The following is a 15,661-nucleotide window of genomic DNA, read 5'->3' as shown; positions in this document are numbered from 1 at the left end:
ATAAAATGTTTGCCAACTTAAAATATTGGCATCAACAAACAGACACGCTATTGAGATATCAAGCAACACGCGCACTCGGTGTTCCGAGCCTTTCAGCTCTTCGCCTCGGGCAACCCTTATAACTTAGGGCTTCCGGTTCTCCTTGTCAACTCGGTGCGGTGTGATCCGCGCCTCACTTCTTTTCGGAGAGATCCGAAGTGCCTGCTCAGTGCCGGTTTCGCTGTCCGGTCTCTCGACCTTCTCGCTGTCCCGTTCTGCTGGGCACGAGGAAGAACATTACGGGGATCCGGGGGGACCGTCAAGCCAGAACGGCCTTTTCTGGGGTGTCCTGCGCCACATTCCTGTCTGATCTACAAAAGCCCAGGTCAGAGGCGTGCGATCGCGGGAGTTTGACGGGAGAACCGGCTTGATAGGCCGGACCTCACCCCGGAATCCCTTGGTGGCGACCCCCTGAGCACCCGTCAAATGTGGCGCACGACGCCCCGGTGCAGGGCCACGATCCCCCCGGAGAGGTTCTGGAACTGGGTCCGGACCAGGCCCGCGTCCCGGAACCAGCCGCGCAGCTGCGTCTGGTCCGGCCAGTTGAGGATCGATTCCGCCAGGTAGTCGTAGGCGTCGGCGCTGGTGGCCACTCGGCGCGCGACGGCCGGCAGCGCCCGCAGCAGGTACCTCTCGTACACCGTGCGGAAGAGGGGGGAGGTCGGCGTCGAGAACTCGCAGACGACCACCCGTCCCCCGGGGCGCACCACGCGAGCCATCTCGGCCAGGCCCTGCCGCGGATCCTGCACGTTGCGCAGGCCGAAGGAGATGACGGCGGCGTCGAAGGAGCCATCCGCGAAGGGGAGGTGCTGGGCATCGGCGCCGACGAAGGGCACGGGCGCCCCGCGGCGTCGGCCCTCGGACATCATTCCCAGCGAGAAGTCGGCGGCCACGACCTTTGCCCCCGCCCGCGCGATCGCCGCCGAGGAGGTCCCCGTGCCGGCGGCGAGATCCAGGACCCGTGCCTCACCGTCGACGGCGATCTCCTCGAGTCCGAGCGCCTCCACCATGGCGCCCCGCCACAGGCGCACCTGTCCCAACGCTGCCAGATCGTTCATGAGGTCGTAGCGCCCGGCGATGCTGTCGAACATCCCGGCGACGTCATAAGGCTGCTTCTTCAGATCTGCGCGACTCATGGGGCAGATCCTCCCACGCTCCCGCTGTCAGGGACGGACCACCGATCTCGTCCCGACCTCTCTTTGGCAGGATGGTGACCGCCCGCCGCCGGAACCCCGGCCCCGGTCCGTCGTCCTCCGAGGAGCACCTCATGTCCGATGCCCGCACCGCTCGCGCCGAGGCCATCCGCGGCGTCACTCTCCCGGCCGCGCTCCTCCCCCAGGACGGGCGCTTCGGCTCCGGACCCTCGCGGGTCCGCGACGCCCAGGTGCAGGCCCTCTCCGGACTCTCCCGCACCGTGCTCGGCACCTCCCATCGGCAGGCGCCGGTCAAGCAGCAGGTGGCTCGTGTCCGTAGGGGTCTCGCCGAGCTCTTCTCGCTGCCCGAGGGCTACGAGGTGGTCCTCGGCAACGGTGGTTCCACCGCCTTCTGGGATGTGGCTGCCTACGGTCTGATCGCCTCGCGCTCCCAGCACCTGACCTTCGGCGAGTTCTCCTCGAAGTTCGCGGCCGAGGCGACGGGTGCTCCGCACCTCGAGGAGCCGGAGGTCCTCTCCGCCGCCCCGGGCTCCCTCACCGCCGCCGTGGCCTCGGCCGATGTCGACGCCTATGCCTGGCCGCACAACGAGACCTCGACCGGTGTGATGGCCCCGGTGGTCCGGCCCTCCGGGGCCGGCGAGGACCAGCTGGTCCTGATCGATGCCACGTCCGCAGCCGGCGGGGTGTCCGTCGACGTCTCCCAGGCTGACGCGTACTACTTCGCCCCGCAGAAGTCCTTCGCCTCCGACGGAGGTCTTTGGCTCGCGCTCCTCTCCCCCGCCGCCATCGCCCGCGCCGAGCGCCTCGCAGCGGACGGATCCCGCTGGATCCCGTCGTTCCTGTCTCTCACCAGCGCGATCGAGAACTCCCGCAAGGACCAGACGCTCAACACCCCCGCGGTCGCGACCCTCGTGCTCCTTGCTGAGCAGATCGACTGGATGCTCGAGCAGGGAGGGCTGGCCTGGGCCGACGAGCGGACCCGCACCACAAGCGGTCTGCTCCAGCAGTGGGCCGCACGTCGCGAGGAGGTCACGCCCTTCGTGTCCGATCCCGCCGCCCGCTCGCAGGTCGTCACGACGCTCGATCTCGACGAGAGCATCGACTCGACCGCGATCACCGCGGTCCTGCGGGCGCACGGCATCGTCGACATCGAGCCCTATCGCAAGCTGGGCCGTAACCAGCTGCGCATCGCGACCTTCCCCGCGGTCACGGTGGAGGACACCGAGGCGCTGATCGCCGTGCTGGACCACGTGCTCGACGCGACCGCCTGAGCAGCGCCCACCCCGGCCCAGACCGGGAACACGACGGCCGGACCGCCCCGAGGGGTGGTCCGGCCGTCGTCGTCCGCTGCGCGGTGCCCGGTCAGTCGCGGTGTTCGACGAGGAGCTCGCGCAGGATCTGCGCCGCACGGCGCAGGATCTCCCCGTCCTCCGGACTTGCGGTCGCGATCCGGGAGCGGAGCCAGGCGTCGCGCTCGGCGCGCCCGGTCTCGACGAGGCGTCGGCCCTGATCGGTGAGGGTCACCAGCACCTGGCGCCCGTCCCGTGGATGCGCCGACCGCGTGACGTGTCCGGCGTCCTCGAGCCGGCGGAGCATCCGGGTCATGACCGGAGGGGTGACGCGCTCGAAATCGGCGAGCACGCCCGGGGTGGCGTCCCCTTCCCGCTGGAGATAGGCGAGGACCGAGAACTGCGAGGCCGAGATCTCCTCCGAGGACGTGCGCGAGCGCAGCACCCGGGAGGAGACCAGCAGCGAGCGACGCAGGTCGGCGGCCAGCTCCGCGGTGGGGTCGCCGGCGGTCACAGCAGGAGACCCTCGATCGCACCGCGGAGGAAGTAGGCGATGAACAGGGCGGCGATGACGTACATCAGCCAGTGCACCTCCCGGGCTTTGCCGCGCACGAGCCGGATCACCACGTACATCACGAAGCCCGCGCCCATGCCGACGGTGATCGAGTACGCGAACGGCATCAGGATGATCGTCAGGAACGCCGGGATGGCGATCTCCGGGTCGCGGAAGTCGATCGAGGTCACCGTGGTCATCATCAGGAAGCCGACCATGACCAGTGCCGGGGTGGCCGCCTCGTAGGGGACCGCCTCCACCAGCGGTGCGAGGAAGGTGGTGAGCAGGAAGGCGAGACCCGTGGTCACGGCCGCGAGACCGGTCCGCGCGCCATCGGCGACCCCCGAGGTCGACTCGACGAAGCTGGTGTTCGAGGAGACACCGCCGATACCGCCGCCGAAGGCGCCGAGGGAGTCCACGACGAGGATGCGCTGGGAGTAGGGGATGTCGCCCTTCTCGTCCAGCAGGTCGCCCTCGGTCGCGACGGCGACCATCGTGCCCATGGTGTCGAAGAAGTCGGCCAGCAGCAGCGAGAAGACGATGACGAAGGCGCCGATCACGCCCACGGCCTGGATGCCGCCGAGGAAGTCGACGTGGAACAGCGTCGAGAAGTCCGGCAGTGCGATGGGCGAGCCCTCGAGCGCGGGCACGTTCATCGACCAGCCGCTGGGGTTCTCCGGGGCGAAGGAGCCGTCGGAGTACGCGCCGAGACCCTTGACCGCCTCGAGGATGACCGCGAGCGTCGTGGCGACGAGGATCGCGATCAGGATCGCGCCGGGCACCCTGCGCACCCAGAGCACGAACATCAGGATCAGGCCGACGACGAAGACCAGCGTCGGCCACCCGGTCAGCGAGCCGTCGTTGCCGAGCTGCACGGGCGTCCCCGCCGCGTGGGTGACGAAGCGGGCGTTGTAGAGGCCGATGAACGCGATGAACAGGCCGATGCCGACGCTGATCGCGGTCTTCATGAAGGGCGGCACCGCATCGAAGACCGCCTTGCGGAAGCCGGTCATCACGAGCACGAGGATCAGCAGGCCGGAGATCGCCACCAGTCCCATCGCGCCGGGCCAGGTCATGCCGGGCAGGGACACGACCGAGTAGGCGAGATAGGCGTTGAGGCCGAGCCCAGCGGCGAGGGCGAGGGGAAACTTGGCCCACGCTCCCATGAGCACGCTCAGCAGGCCCGCGATGAGAGCGGTGCCGGCGGCGACCGCGGCGAGGTTCGGCTCCGTGCCGCCTCCGAGATAGTTGCCCTGGGAGTCCGGGACGGTCCCGATGATCAGGGGGTTGAGCACCACGATGTAGCACATCGAGAAGAAGGTGACGAGGCCGCCGCGGATCTCGCGAGGGACGGTCGAGCCACGCTCGCTGAGACGGAAGAAGCGGTCGAGACCGGAGCGCGGAGCGACCGGCGTGGGCGCCTCGGGCGCCGAGGAGGGGTGGGGATCTGCCTGCTGCATGGCTGCGATCGTATCCGGCAGCGAGCGCGCCCCTCTCCCCCGAGCCGTCCCCTCAGCTGTGACGTGCGTCGGACCGCGTCAGCCGGGACGCGGCTGCCTCGTCCACGACCACGGTGACCTGCGGATGCTGCTGCAGCGCGGTCGCCGGCCACTGGTCGGTCATCTCGCCCTCCAGCAGATGGGCGATGGCCTCCGCCTTCCCGTTGCCGCTCGCGGTGAGCACGATGCGCCGCGCCTCGGCGAGGGTGCCGAGGCCCTGGCTGATGGCACGCACCGGCACCTGGGAGGGGTCGTCGAAGAAGCGGGCGTTGTCCGCGATCGTCGACGGCGCGAGATCCACCACCCGGGTGCGAGAGGCCCGATCGCTGCCCGGCTCGTTGAAGGCGATGTGCCCGTTCGAGCCGATGCCGAGGATCTGGAGGTCCACACCGCCCGCATCCTGCAGTCGGCGCTCGTAGGCGATCGCCTCGAGGTCGGGGTCCGCGGCGACGCCGTCCGGGGTGTCGACGGCGGAGGCGGGCAGGTCGACCTGATCGACCAGGTGCTCGTGGATGAAGCGCCGGTAGCTCTGGGGATGATCGCCCGACAGTCCCACGTACTCGTCGAGTGTGAAGGCGCGGGAGTGCGCGAAGGAGAGCCTTCGCTCGCGGTGGCGGCGGATCAGCTCCGCGTAGGCGGTCAGCGGAGAGGACCCGGTGGCGAGTCCGAGGACCGCGCCCGCCTCCCCCGCCTCGCGGATGACCTCCTCGAAGAGGTCGGCGACGAGCGCTCCGCCGGCGGCGGCGTCGGGGACGATGTGGACCTGCATGCGGTGCTCCTCCCGGGGCCGACCTCGGCGCCGCGCGACTCATCGTGACTGCGCGATTCTGCTCGTTTGCTCGCATTTGCGAGCGTACTCGAGGATTCTCGACCCGGTCAACGCGCGCTGCAGCCCCCACGACGAACGGCACCGCCGCACCCGAGGGTGCGACGGTGCCGTCGAGACGGTGCGCTCCTCCGCGCCTCAGCGCGGCGGGAGCGCTCCGATCACTTCTTCTTGCCCGAGTTCGCCGCGTACTCGAAGGCGGCGCGCGGGGTGGTGGTCTCAGGGATGCCGATGATGTCGCGGCGCGAGATCAGGGTGGTGGCCCAGCCCGCGAGGACCGCGGCCTTCCGCCCCAGGGTCGGCATGGCGTAAACGTGGTAGGCACGGGCCATGGCCCACGCCGGCACGCCGCGCACGTCGATCTCCTTGTCACCCAGCATCAGCCGGCCGACGCCCTTGTACATGCCCAGGGTCGCCATGACGCCGAGGTTCTTGTGGTAGTAGTCCACCAGCGGACGACCCTGCACGGAGCGGGCGATGTTGTCCGCGACCCGCTTGCCCTGGCGCACGGCGTGCTGGGCGTTCGGCGGGCAGAACTTACCCTCGCCCGAGGCGAGGTCCGGCACGGCGGCGCAGTCGCCGGCGGCGAAGACGTTGTCCAGCGGGCCGTCGGTGCCGTTGACGCGGAGATCCGCGAGGGCCTCGAGCTTGCCCATGAGGGGGCCGCGCTCGGTGACGGTGGGGAGATCCGAGGACTCCGCATCGCCGAGGACCGGGTTCGGCTTCACGCCGGCGTTCCAGACCAGCAGGCCGGTCTCGTACTCGTCGCCATCGGAGGTCTTGATGACGCCGTTCTCGGCCGAGTTCAGGAAGGTCTCGAGCTTGACCTCGATGCCGCGCTCGCGCAGCTGGTTCAGCACGTAGGCGCGCTGGTCCTCGGTGAGCTCAGGGAACACGAAGGGCGCCGCGTCGACGAGCACGAAGCGGATGTCGGAGGCGTGCAGGTCAGGGTAGTAGCGCAGAGCATCGCGGACCATGTCCTCGGTCTCCGCGATGGCCTCGCCGCCGGCGAAGCCGCCGCCGATGAAGGTGAAGGTGAGCAGGCGCTTGCGGACCTTGGGGTCCTTGGTGGACGCCGCCTCTGCGAGGTTGGCGAGGATGCGGTCGCGCACGGCCACGGCCTCCTCGACCTGCTTGAAGCCGATGGCGTTCTCGGCCAGGCCGGGGATCGGGAGCAGACGCGGGACGGCGCCCAGGCCGACGACCAGGTAGTCGTAGGCGATCTCGAGCTTGCTGTCGTCCTCGGTGGTCACCACGACGGTGTTCTCGGCCGAGCGGATCTGGGACACCGAGCCGGTCACGACCTTGGTGCCGGCGAGGACCTTGCGCAGGGGCGCGAGGACGTTGCGCGGATCGATCGAGCCGCCGCCGACCTCGGGGAGGAAGGGGGCGTAGGTCATGTAGGGACGCGGGTCGACGATGGTGATCGCGACCTCGGATCCGAGGGTCTTGCGCAGCTCGGACGCGGTCGTCATACCGACGGACCCGCCGCCGAGGATCAGGACATGGGGCTTGCCGCCGAAGGTGGTGTTCATGGGGTCAACCTTAGGGCGAATGTGCCCCCGGACAAAAACCTGCCGGTGGAATGGACACCGCTCGCGAGCGACCCGGGTCCGGAGCGCCTGCCGACGGTCAGCGGGAGCGGTCGGCGAGGGCCAGGGCGATGCCGTCGAGGATGTCGTGCTCGCTCGTGCGGACCGAGGTGAGTCCCGCCGCCTCGTGGACGCGACGGAGGATCCGGGACCAGATGAGCGCTCCCGCGCCGATCACGTCGATCCTGCCGGGGTGGATGGTGGGGTGCGCCGAGCGCTCCTGGCGGCTCTCCTGCAGCAGCCGGTCGCACAGCGCGAGCGAGGCGTCCATGCTCAGCGTCGCCCCATGGGTGTCCTCCGGCGAGTACTCGGTATGTCCGAGCGCCACGGAGGTGAGGGTGGTGACGGTCCCGGCGACGCCGACGAGGGCGGCGGCCCGCTCGAGAGGGATCTCCACCGCGGCCCGGTCGAGGAGCTCCTCGATGTCGGTGGTGGCGGCGGCGATCTGCTCGGCGGTCGGAGGGTCCTCCCCGAGGTGCCTCTCGGTCAGCCGCACCGAGCCGATGTCGAGGCTGATGCGATGGGAGGGGGACTCGGTGCCGAGGACCAGTTCCGTCGAGCCGCCGCCGATGTCGACGACCAGGCGCGGCCCGTCGGGCAGGGCGTCGAGCGTGGTCACCGCACCGCGGAAGGAGAGCTCCGCCTCCTCCTGTCCCGAGATCACCTCGGGGCGCACGCCGAGGATCGACTCGATCCCCTCGATGAAGACATCTCGGTTGGACGCGTCGCGGGTCGCCGAGGTGGCGACGAAGCGGATGTCCTGCGGGTCGACGCCGTGGTGCTCGATCAATCGGGCGTAGCGGCGCGCGGCGTCGAGGGTGCGCTCGACGGCGACGGGGTCGAAGCGACCGGTGCGGTCCACGCCCAGGCCGAGCCGCACCATCTCGAGTTGGCGCTCGAGGTCGAGCAGGCGGCCGGTGCCCGCCTCGGGCCGCGCGACGAGCAGTCGGATCGAGTTCGTGCCGCAGTCGATCGCGGCGACGGTGCGGCTCACGCGTCCTCCTCATCGCAGCGGCAGTCGAGGTCGGGGAGGGCGCCGGGGATCATCGCGAGCACCTCGTCGGCGACGGGGTTGACCCCCGGTCCCTCGGCGAGGGCCTGGCCGGCGAGGGCGTGCAGGCACTTCACGCGGGTCGGCATTCCGCCCGCGCTCACGTGACGCACCTCCTCGGCATCGCCGACCTCCTCGCGCCGGGCCAGGTAGCGCTCGTGGGCGGCGCGGTAGCCCGCGGCCAGCTCCTCGTCCTGACCGAGGCGCCCGGTCAGCTCGGTCATCGTGCCGACCGCTTCGAGGCGGGAGAGGTCCAGGGTCAGCCAGGGCAGCGTGAGGTAGAGCGACGTGGGGAAGGGCGTGCCGTCCTCGAGGCGGGGGGCGGTGCGGACAACGGCGGGACGGCCGCAGCCGCAGCGGCGGGCGATCGAGACGACGCCGCGCATGTCGCGTCCGAGCTGCGCCCTCATCACCTCGAGGTCCTGCGGGGTCGCGGGGGTCTCGTACGGGAGCGGGGGAAGTGGGGTCACGGGGTGCTGTCCTGGTCGGCGGCGTCCTCGTCGGTGGCGCCGGTCTCGTCGGGGATGTCCTCGGGGGTGAGGCGGCTCGAGCCCTCCACCGAGGTCCACAGGGTCGAGTACCACTCGCCCTGCTCCGCCGCGGCGGCGGACTGCTGCTCCTCGGTCAGGGGGACGTCCCGGCCCGAGGTGTCGGTGAGTCGGTATTGGGTCTCCCCCGGCATGGCGAAGAGCAGGCGCTCACGAGCCTGCGCCGCCACATAGGCGGGATCGTCCCAGCGGGCGACCTGGGCGCGCAGCGCCTCGACGTCCTGCTCCTGCTGCGCGACCTGCGCGCGCAGCTGTGCGAGCTGCTGCCGCTGGGCGACGTAGGAGTTCACGGTCGGGACGAGCGCCGCGAGGGCGACGACCACGACGGCGATCAGGGCGAGGGTGCGACGGGTGATGGTGACGCCCGGCCCGTCGGCCGGCGGTGCCGGCGGAGAGGTCGTGCGCGGCCGCGAGGCGGCCGCCGGGCGGGAGTTCGAGGCGTTGCGGGAGCTCGAGGCATTGCGGGAGCTCGAGGCGGAGCGGGAGCTCGACGCGGAGCGCGTGGCCTTCCGCGCCGAGGTGCCGGAGCCCCCGGACGCGGAGACCGGGCGCCTCGCGGTCCGCGGGGCGCCCGGTCGTCTGCTGGTCATGCCGGAAGGCTACAGCCTGGGGCTGAGCCTCAGGCGGAGAAACGCGGGAAGGCGGAGGCGCCGGCGTAGCGGGCGGCGTCCCCGAGCTCCTCCTCGATGCGCAGCAGCTGGTTGTACTTCGCCACGCGCTCGCCGCGGGCGGGGGCGCCGGACTTGATCTGGCCGCAGTTGGTGGCGACCGCGAGGTCCGCGATGGTGGTGTCCTCGGTCTCACCGGAGCGGTGCGACATCATCGCCTTGAAGCCTGCGCGGTGCGCGAGATCCACGGCGTCGAGGGTCTCGGAGAGCGAGCCGATCTGGTTGACCTTCACCAGCAGCGCGTTCGCGGAGCCCTCGGCGATGCCGCGGCCGAGGCGCTCGGGGTTGGTGACGAACAGGTCGTCGCCCACGAGCTGGACCTTGGCGCCCAGCTTCGCGGTGATGGCGTTCCAGCCCTCCCAGTCCTCCTCGTTCAGCGGGTCCTCGATGGAGACCAGCGGGTACGCGTCGACGAGCTCGGCGTAGTACTCGATCATCTCGGCGGAGGTCTTCGTCGCACCCTCGAAGGTGTAGGAGCCGTCCTCGAAGAACTCGGAGGCGGCGACGTCGAGCGCGAGCGCGACGTCCTTGCCGGCCTCGAAGCCAGCCTTGCCGATGGCCTCGACGATGAGGTCGAGCGCGGCGCGGTTGGACTCGAGGTTGGGGGCGAAGCCGCCCTCGTCGCCGAGACCGGTGGCGAGGCCGCGCTCCTTGAGCACGGACTTCAGCGCGTGGTACACCTCGGCACCGATGCGGAGCGCCTCAGCGAAGGAGTCCGCACCGATCGGGGCGATCATGAACTCCTGGATGTCGACGTTGGAGTCCGCATGGGAGCCGCCGTTGAGGATGTTCATCATCGGGACGGGCAGGATGTGCGCGTTCGGGCCGCCGACGTACTGGTACAGCGGGACGCCGGCGGAGTCCGCGGCGGCGCGGGCCACGGCGAGGGACACGCCGAGGATGGCGTTGGCGCCGAGTGCGCCCTTGTTCTGGGTGCCGTCGATCTCCATCATGGCGGCGTCGATCGCGCGCTGCTCCTGCACGTCGAAGCCGAGGATCTTGGGCTGGATGTCCTCGATGACCGCGGCGACGGCGAGCTCGACGCCCTTGCCGAGGTAGCGGTCCTTGTCGCCGTCGCGGCGCTCGACGGCCTCGAAGGCGCCGGTGGAGGCGCCCGAGGGCACGGCGGCGCGGGCGACGGTGCCGTCCTCCAGGAGGATCTCGACCTCGACGGTGGGGTTGCCGCGGGAGTCGAGGATCTCGCGGGCGTGGACGGCATCGATGATGGCAGCCATGGGCATTTCCTTCCTTCGGGGATGAAGTTCGAATCGTCCGGTCGGCGCTGACCGTCCGCGGACAGTCTAGGCGGTACGCGTGCCCGCACCGCCGCGGGGGCCGCTGTTGCCGTCGGGACCCGGCTCCCGGCCCTGCCGGGGGAGCTCGCCGCGCAGCCGCGTCAGCAGGGCGCGCAGGGCGGACTCGGGGTCCACGTCCCGCGCCTCGGCCTCGACGGCGAGGTCGAGCATCCGCCGGGCGAGGTCCCCGCCCCAACCGTCGGGATCCTCCCCGGGCGCCCCGGCGACCCCGTCGGCCGCCGCGAGCAGCTCGGGCAGCCGCCCCGCGGACCGGGCGCGGTGGACCGCCTTCGCGGCGGTCTGCAGCGCCGGCAGGCCTGACGGGACACCGTCGAGCCAGCCCTTCTCGCGCTCCCCCGCCGCGCGGCGCTCGGCGGCCTTGACGGCGTGCCACTGGGCGATGATCGCGTCGACGTCCGCGGGGTCCTCGAGCACCTGCTCCCCCGCCTCGCGGTCGCCGAAGACATGCGGGTTGCGCCGCTCCATCTTGGCCACGAAGGCGCGGGCCACGTCATCGATGTCCCACGGCACCTCCGCCTCCTGGCCGACCCGGGCGTGGAAGAGGATCTGGAAGAGGAGATCGCCCAGCTCGTCGGCGAGAGCCCCGGGGCCGCGCGCCTGGGGCGCCTCGATCACCTCGAGCACCTCGTGGGCCTCCTCGAGCAGGTAGCGGGCGAGGGAGGCGTGGGTCTGCTGGTGGGTCCAGGCGTCGCCGTGCTCGCCGCGCAGGGACTCCATCACCTCCACGGCGCGCAGCAGCTCGCTCCCCCGACGCCCTCCCCCGCCGTCCGGGGGCGGAACGGGGTCGGACGGGTCGGGTCGCCGTGCGGTGCTCACGACGCGAGGCTACGCGGTCGGGCTCGTCGCCGGGACCGGTGCCGGCGCCTCGGTCAGGGTCGCCGTGGGCACGAGGGTGCGCAGCACGTCCCGCGCCCACTCGAGCAGCTCGTGGTCGCGCAGCTCGGTGCCGCCGAAGCGGGAGGTCATCGGGCGCGGCACGAGCACCTGCCGGGTCGCGGGCTTCATCAGGGTGCCGGGGTGGAGGCGCTTCATCCGCATCGCGGCGGAGTCGGGCACCTCGAGATGGGCGAAGCGGATCATCTTCCCCTGCGCCTGGATCTCGTCGACGCCCGCGGCGCGCGCGTCGATGCGGAAGCGCGCGACGTCCAGCAGCACCTCGACCGGCTCCGGCGGCGTGCCGTAGCGGTCGGTGAGCTCGGCGCGGACCTGGGCGATCTCCTCCACCGTGCGGACGGCCGAGAGCTTCGCGTAGGCCTCGAGCCGGAGCCGCTCGGAGCCGATGTAGTCGTGCGGGATGTGGGCATCCAGCGGCAGCTCGACGCGGATCTCCTTCTCGGGAGCCGAGGACTCGCCGCGGAAGGCCGCCACGGCCTCGCCCACCATGCGCACGTACAGGTCGAAGCCGACTCCGGCGATGTGCCCGGATTGCTCTCCGCCGAGCAGGTTGCCCGCGCCGCGGATCTCGAGGTCCTTCATCGCCACCTGCATGCCCGCGCCGAGATCGGTGTTGGTGGCGAGCGTGGTGAGGCGGTCGTGGGCCGTCTCGGTGAGCGGCTTCGAGCCGTTGTAGAGGAAATAGGCGTACGCCCGCTCGCTCGAGCGGCCCACGCGGCCGCGCAGCTGGTGCAGCTGGGAGAGGCCGAAGCGGTCCGCGTTCTCGACGATGAGCGTGTTGGCGTTGGCGATGTCCAGGCCGGTCTCCACGATCGTGGTGCAGACCAGGACGTCGAACTCCCGCTCCCAGAAGTCGACGATGACCCGCTCGAGCTGCGCCTCGTTCATCTTGCCGTGGGCCACCCGCACGCGGGCATCGGGCACCAGCTCGCGCAGGTGGGCGGCGACGGCGTCGATGTCCTCGACGCGGTTGTGGATGTAGAAGACCTGGCCCTCGCGCAGCAGCTCGCGCCGGATCGCGGCGGTGACCTGCTTGTCCTCCTGCACGCCGACGTAGGTCAGCACCGGGTGGCGCTCCTCGGGCGGGGTCGCCAGGATGGACATCTCGCGGATGCCGGTGACGGCCATCTCGAGGGTGCGCGGGATCGGGGTCGCGGACATGGCGAGCACGTCGACGTCGGTGCGCAGCGCCTTGAGCGTCTCCTTGTGCTCGACGCCGAAGCGCTGCTCCTCGTCGATGATCAGCAGGCCCAGGTCCTTGAAGCGCACCGCCCCGGTGAGCAGACGATGGGTTCCGATGACGACGTCGACGCTGCCGTCGGCAATCCCCTCGATGGTCGCCTGGGAGTCGGCGGGGGTCTGGAAGCGGGACAGCCCGCGCACGGTGACGGGGAAGCCCGTGTACCGCTCGGTGAACGTGTCGAGATGCTGCTGAGCGAGGAGGGTGGTCGGCGCGAGGACCGCGACCTGCTTGCCGTCCTGCACGGCCTTGAAGGCGGCGCGCACGGCGATCTCGGTCTTGCCGTAGCCGACGTCGCCCAGGACCAGGCGGTCCATCGGGACCGTCTTCTCCATGTCGGCCTTGACGTCGTCGAGGGTCGAGAGCTGGTCCGGGGTCTCCACGAACTCGAAGGCGTCCTCGAGCTCGCGCTGCCACGGCGTGTCGGGCGCGAAAGCGTGCCCGGGGGCGGACTGCCGCGCCGAGTACAGACGGACCAGCTCGTCGGCGATCTCGCGGATCGCCTTGCGGGCCTTCGACTTGGTCTTCGCCCAGTCCGCGCCGCCCATGCGGTTGACGCTCGGCTCCTCACCGCCGACGTACTTGGTGACCTGGTCGAGCTGGTCGGAGGGGACGTAGAGCCGGTCCCCCGGCTGCCCCTTCTTCGAGGCGGCGTACTCGATGACCAGGTACTCGCGGGTGGTGCGCTTCGCGCCGACCCCGACGGTGCGGCTGGTCATCTCGACGAACCGGCCGACGCCGTGATGGGCGTGGACGACGTGGTCGCCGGGCCGCAGCTGGAGCGGGTCGACCACGTTGCGGCGGCGCGAGGGCATCTTCCGCTCCTCGCCGCGACGCGCACCGGACTTGCCGGTGAGGTCGCGCTCGGAGGCGAGGACGAGCTTGAGGTCGGGGACGACGAGCCCCTCGGGGAAGGGGCCGACGGTGACGACAGCCTCGCCCGGGCCGACCGGTCCCTCGAGATCGGGCGCGAAGACCGCGGGCAGGCCCTCGGCGCGGAGGTTCTCGGCCACGTGCCGGGCACCGCCGGGCCCGACCATGGTCGCGATCACCGACCAGCCGTCCGCGCGGCGGCGCTCCAGATCCTTCGCGGCGTCGCCCGGCTTGCCCGAGTAGCCGGGATGGGTCGTCGCGCCGGCGGTGACGTCGACGTCGGTCTCGAGGCCGAAGGCAGCCAGGGTGAACCAGGCGCGCCCCTCCGCCTCGGCATGGGCCCGCGCCTCGGCGAGCGGGACGAAGCTGGCCGCGCCGACGTCGATCGGCAGGCCCCCGCCGGCGGCCGCGCTCGACCAGGCCGCGGCGAGGAACTCGTCGGTCGTGGCCACGAGCTCGGCCGCACGGGCGCGGGCCTTCTCCGGGTCGAGCACGAGGAGGCGGGCGCCGCGCGGCAGGACGTCGGCGACCTGTTCCATGCCGTCCACGAGCACGGGGCTGAGGGACTCCATACCCTCGGCGGCGATGCCGTCGGCGATGCGCAGCAGCAGGTCGCGCACCCCCGGCAGCTCCTCGGCCATGGCGCGGGCGCGACCGCGGACGGCGGGGGTCAGGAGGATCTCCCGGCAGGGCGGGGCGTCGAGGCCGTGCGGGGCGGGGTCGAGGGAGCGCTGGTCGGCCACCGAGAAGTAGCGGACCTCGTCGATCTCGTCCCCGAAGAGCTCCACCCGCACGGGATGCGGCTCGGTGGGAGGGAAGACGTCGAGGATGCCGCCGCGCACGGCGAACTCGCCGCGCTTCTCGACCATGTCCACGCGCACGTAGGCGGCATCGACGAGGTCCTCCACGAGGCGCTCCAGCGGATAGTCCTCCCCGGTGCGGGCACGCACCGGCCGCAGCTCGCCGAGTCCGGTCGCGATCGGCTGGAGCAGCGAGCGCACCGGCATGAGGAGCACGTGCACGGGGGTCTCGGACTCGGGGTGCGCGAGACGGCGGAGCGTCGCCAGCCGGCGGGCGACGGTGTCCGCGCGCGGGGAGAGCCGCTCGTGCGGGAGGGTCTCCCAGGCGGGCAGCTCGGCGACGTTCTCGGTGCCGACGAGGGCGCCGAGCGCCGCGCGCAGGTCCTCCCCCGAGCGGGTGGTGGGGGTGATGACGACGAGCGGCTGCTCGGCCGTCGCCCGACGCGCGAGATCCGCGACGGCGAAGGGGAACAAGCCGGTGGCGGCGACGATGTCCCCGCCCTCGCCCGAGGCGGTGCCGTCCTCGAGGAGACGGCGTATCGCGGAGAGGTCGGCGCCCTCGGCGAGCTGGTCGAGGAGCGGGGCGAGAGGGGCGAGATCAGCGCGCGGGGTCATCGGGGGTCCTGGGAGTGGAAGCGCTGCTGGGAGGCGGTGAGGCCCTCGAGCACGACCGACTCGACCGCGTCGGCGGCGTCGGAGATCAGCAGCTCGAGGGACTTCCGCTCGGTGGTGGTGAAGGGCGAGAGCACGAAGTCCGCGGTGTCCTTCGTGCCCGGCGGGCGGCCCACGCCGACGCGCACCCGCAGGTAGTCCTTCGTGCCGAGGGCCTTGGTGATGTCGCGCAGGCCGTTGTGCCCACCCTCGCCGCCGCCGCGCTTGAGCCGCACGGTGTCGAAGGGGATGTCGACCTCGTCGTGCACGACCACCACCCGCTCGGGCGGGACGTCGTAGTAGGCGGCGAGCGCCTTCACCGGCCCGCCGGAGGTGTTCATGTAGGTCGTGGGCTTGGCGAGGACCACGCGCTCGTCGGCGCCGGGCAGCCCGAGCCGGCCCTCCACGACGACGGCCTGGGCGCGCCGCGCTGCCGAGAACCTCGACCCGGTGCTCGCGGCGATGTGATCCAGCACCATCTGGCCGACGTTGTGCCGGGTCGCGGCGTAGCGGTCCCCGGGATTGCCGAGGCCGATCACCAGATACGTGCCCGCGCTGCGGTCGGACGTGCTCACGTGCTCCTCCTGAACATGACGACAGGGGCCTCCGGCGCACCGGGGCCCCCGAGAAACCTACCGGGGCGCCGCGCTCCTGCGCGACGCCCCGGC

Annotated in this window: 13 protein-coding genes; 1 reads left to right on the top strand and 12 read right to left on the bottom strand. The window is 71.5% G+C overall.

All coding sequences use genetic code 11. From position 1 onward, the window contains the following. Window positions 1-461: 461 nt before the first annotated feature. Window positions 462-1,175: a ubiquinone/menaquinone biosynthesis methyltransferase gene (locus ACZCAH_RS13240; RefSeq protein ID WP_464341518.1), complete on the bottom strand. Its 714-nt coding sequence runs from the start codon at window positions 1,173-1,175 to the stop codon at window positions 462-464. A 131-nt stretch (window positions 1,176-1,306) separates the two neighbouring features. Between ACZCAH_RS13240 and serC the strand changes: the two genes are divergently transcribed. Then, the gene (serC, locus tag ACZCAH_RS13235) at window positions 1,307-2,464 is read left to right on the top strand and encodes a phosphoserine transaminase (protein ID WP_464341517.1); all 1,158 of its coding nucleotides are present in this window, start codon (window positions 1,307-1,309) and stop codon (window positions 2,462-2,464) included. Between the two features lie 91 nt (window positions 2,465-2,555). On the opposite strand, the gene ACZCAH_RS13230 is transcribed toward serC, so the two are convergent. From ACZCAH_RS13230 to pth, 11 genes are all read right to left on the bottom strand, one after another. Beyond that, complete coding sequence (locus ACZCAH_RS13230; protein WP_464341516.1) at window positions 2,556-2,996, bottom strand: MarR family winged helix-turn-helix transcriptional regulator; 441 nt, start codon at window positions 2,994-2,996, stop codon at window positions 2,556-2,558. Next, complete coding sequence (locus ACZCAH_RS13225; RefSeq protein ID WP_464341515.1) at window positions 2,993-4,495, bottom strand: NCS2 family permease; 1,503 nt, start codon at window positions 4,493-4,495, stop codon at window positions 2,993-2,995. The genes ACZCAH_RS13230 and ACZCAH_RS13225 overlap by 4 nt, the downstream gene beginning before the upstream one ends. Before the next feature lie 52 nt (window positions 4,496-4,547). Then, window positions 4,548-5,303, bottom strand: a complete 756-nt coding sequence (gene nagB / locus ACZCAH_RS13220; protein WP_464341514.1) for a glucosamine-6-phosphate deaminase — start codon at window positions 5,301-5,303, stop codon at window positions 4,548-4,550. A 218-nt stretch (window positions 5,304-5,521) separates the two neighbouring features. Continuing rightward, entirely contained in the window at window positions 5,522-6,895 is a 1,374-nt protein-coding gene (locus ACZCAH_RS13215; RefSeq protein WP_329745061.1) for an NAD(P)/FAD-dependent oxidoreductase, read from the bottom strand. 97 nt (window positions 6,896-6,992) lie between these two features. Continuing rightward, the gene (locus tag ACZCAH_RS13210) at window positions 6,993-7,946 is read right to left on the bottom strand and encodes a Ppx/GppA phosphatase family protein (protein WP_464341513.1); all 954 of its coding nucleotides are present in this window, start codon (window positions 7,944-7,946) and stop codon (window positions 6,993-6,995) included. Beyond that, window positions 7,943-8,473, bottom strand: coding sequence for a DUF501 domain-containing protein (locus ACZCAH_RS13205; protein ID WP_464341512.1), 531 nt, complete (start codon window positions 8,471-8,473; stop codon window positions 7,943-7,945). The genes ACZCAH_RS13210 and ACZCAH_RS13205 overlap by 4 nt, the downstream gene beginning before the upstream one ends. Continuing rightward, window positions 8,470-9,141, bottom strand: coding sequence for an FtsB family cell division protein (locus ACZCAH_RS13200; protein WP_464341511.1), 672 nt, complete (start codon window positions 9,139-9,141; stop codon window positions 8,470-8,472). Before ACZCAH_RS13200 ends, ACZCAH_RS13205 begins: the two co-directional genes overlap by 4 nt. Before the next feature lie 29 nt (window positions 9,142-9,170). After that, window positions 9,171-10,454 carry a phosphopyruvate hydratase gene (eno, locus tag ACZCAH_RS13195; protein ID WP_329745057.1) on the bottom strand — a complete coding sequence of 428 codons (1,284 nt, stop codon included), beginning with the start codon at window positions 10,452-10,454 and terminating at the stop codon, window positions 9,171-9,173. Between the two features lie 66 nt (window positions 10,455-10,520). Further along, window positions 10,521-11,351, bottom strand: coding sequence for a MazG nucleotide pyrophosphohydrolase domain-containing protein (locus tag ACZCAH_RS13190; RefSeq protein WP_464341510.1), 831 nt, complete (start codon window positions 11,349-11,351; stop codon window positions 10,521-10,523). Window positions 11,352-11,360: 9 nt separating this feature from the next. Then, window positions 11,361-14,957: a transcription-repair coupling factor gene (gene mfd / locus ACZCAH_RS13185; protein WP_464341509.1), complete on the bottom strand. Its 3,597-nt coding sequence runs from the start codon at window positions 14,955-14,957 to the stop codon at window positions 11,361-11,363. After that, the gene (gene pth, locus ACZCAH_RS13180; protein WP_464341508.1) at window positions 14,954-15,568 is read right to left on the bottom strand and encodes an aminoacyl-tRNA hydrolase; all 615 of its coding nucleotides are present in this window, start codon (window positions 15,566-15,568) and stop codon (window positions 14,954-14,956) included. Before pth ends, mfd begins: the two co-directional genes overlap by 4 nt. Between the last annotated feature and the right edge of the window lie 93 nt (window positions 15,569-15,661).

The organism is Brachybacterium sp. B718/18 (genome assembly GCF_055454375.1).
This window is presented reverse-complemented; position numbering and strand designations above follow the sequence as displayed.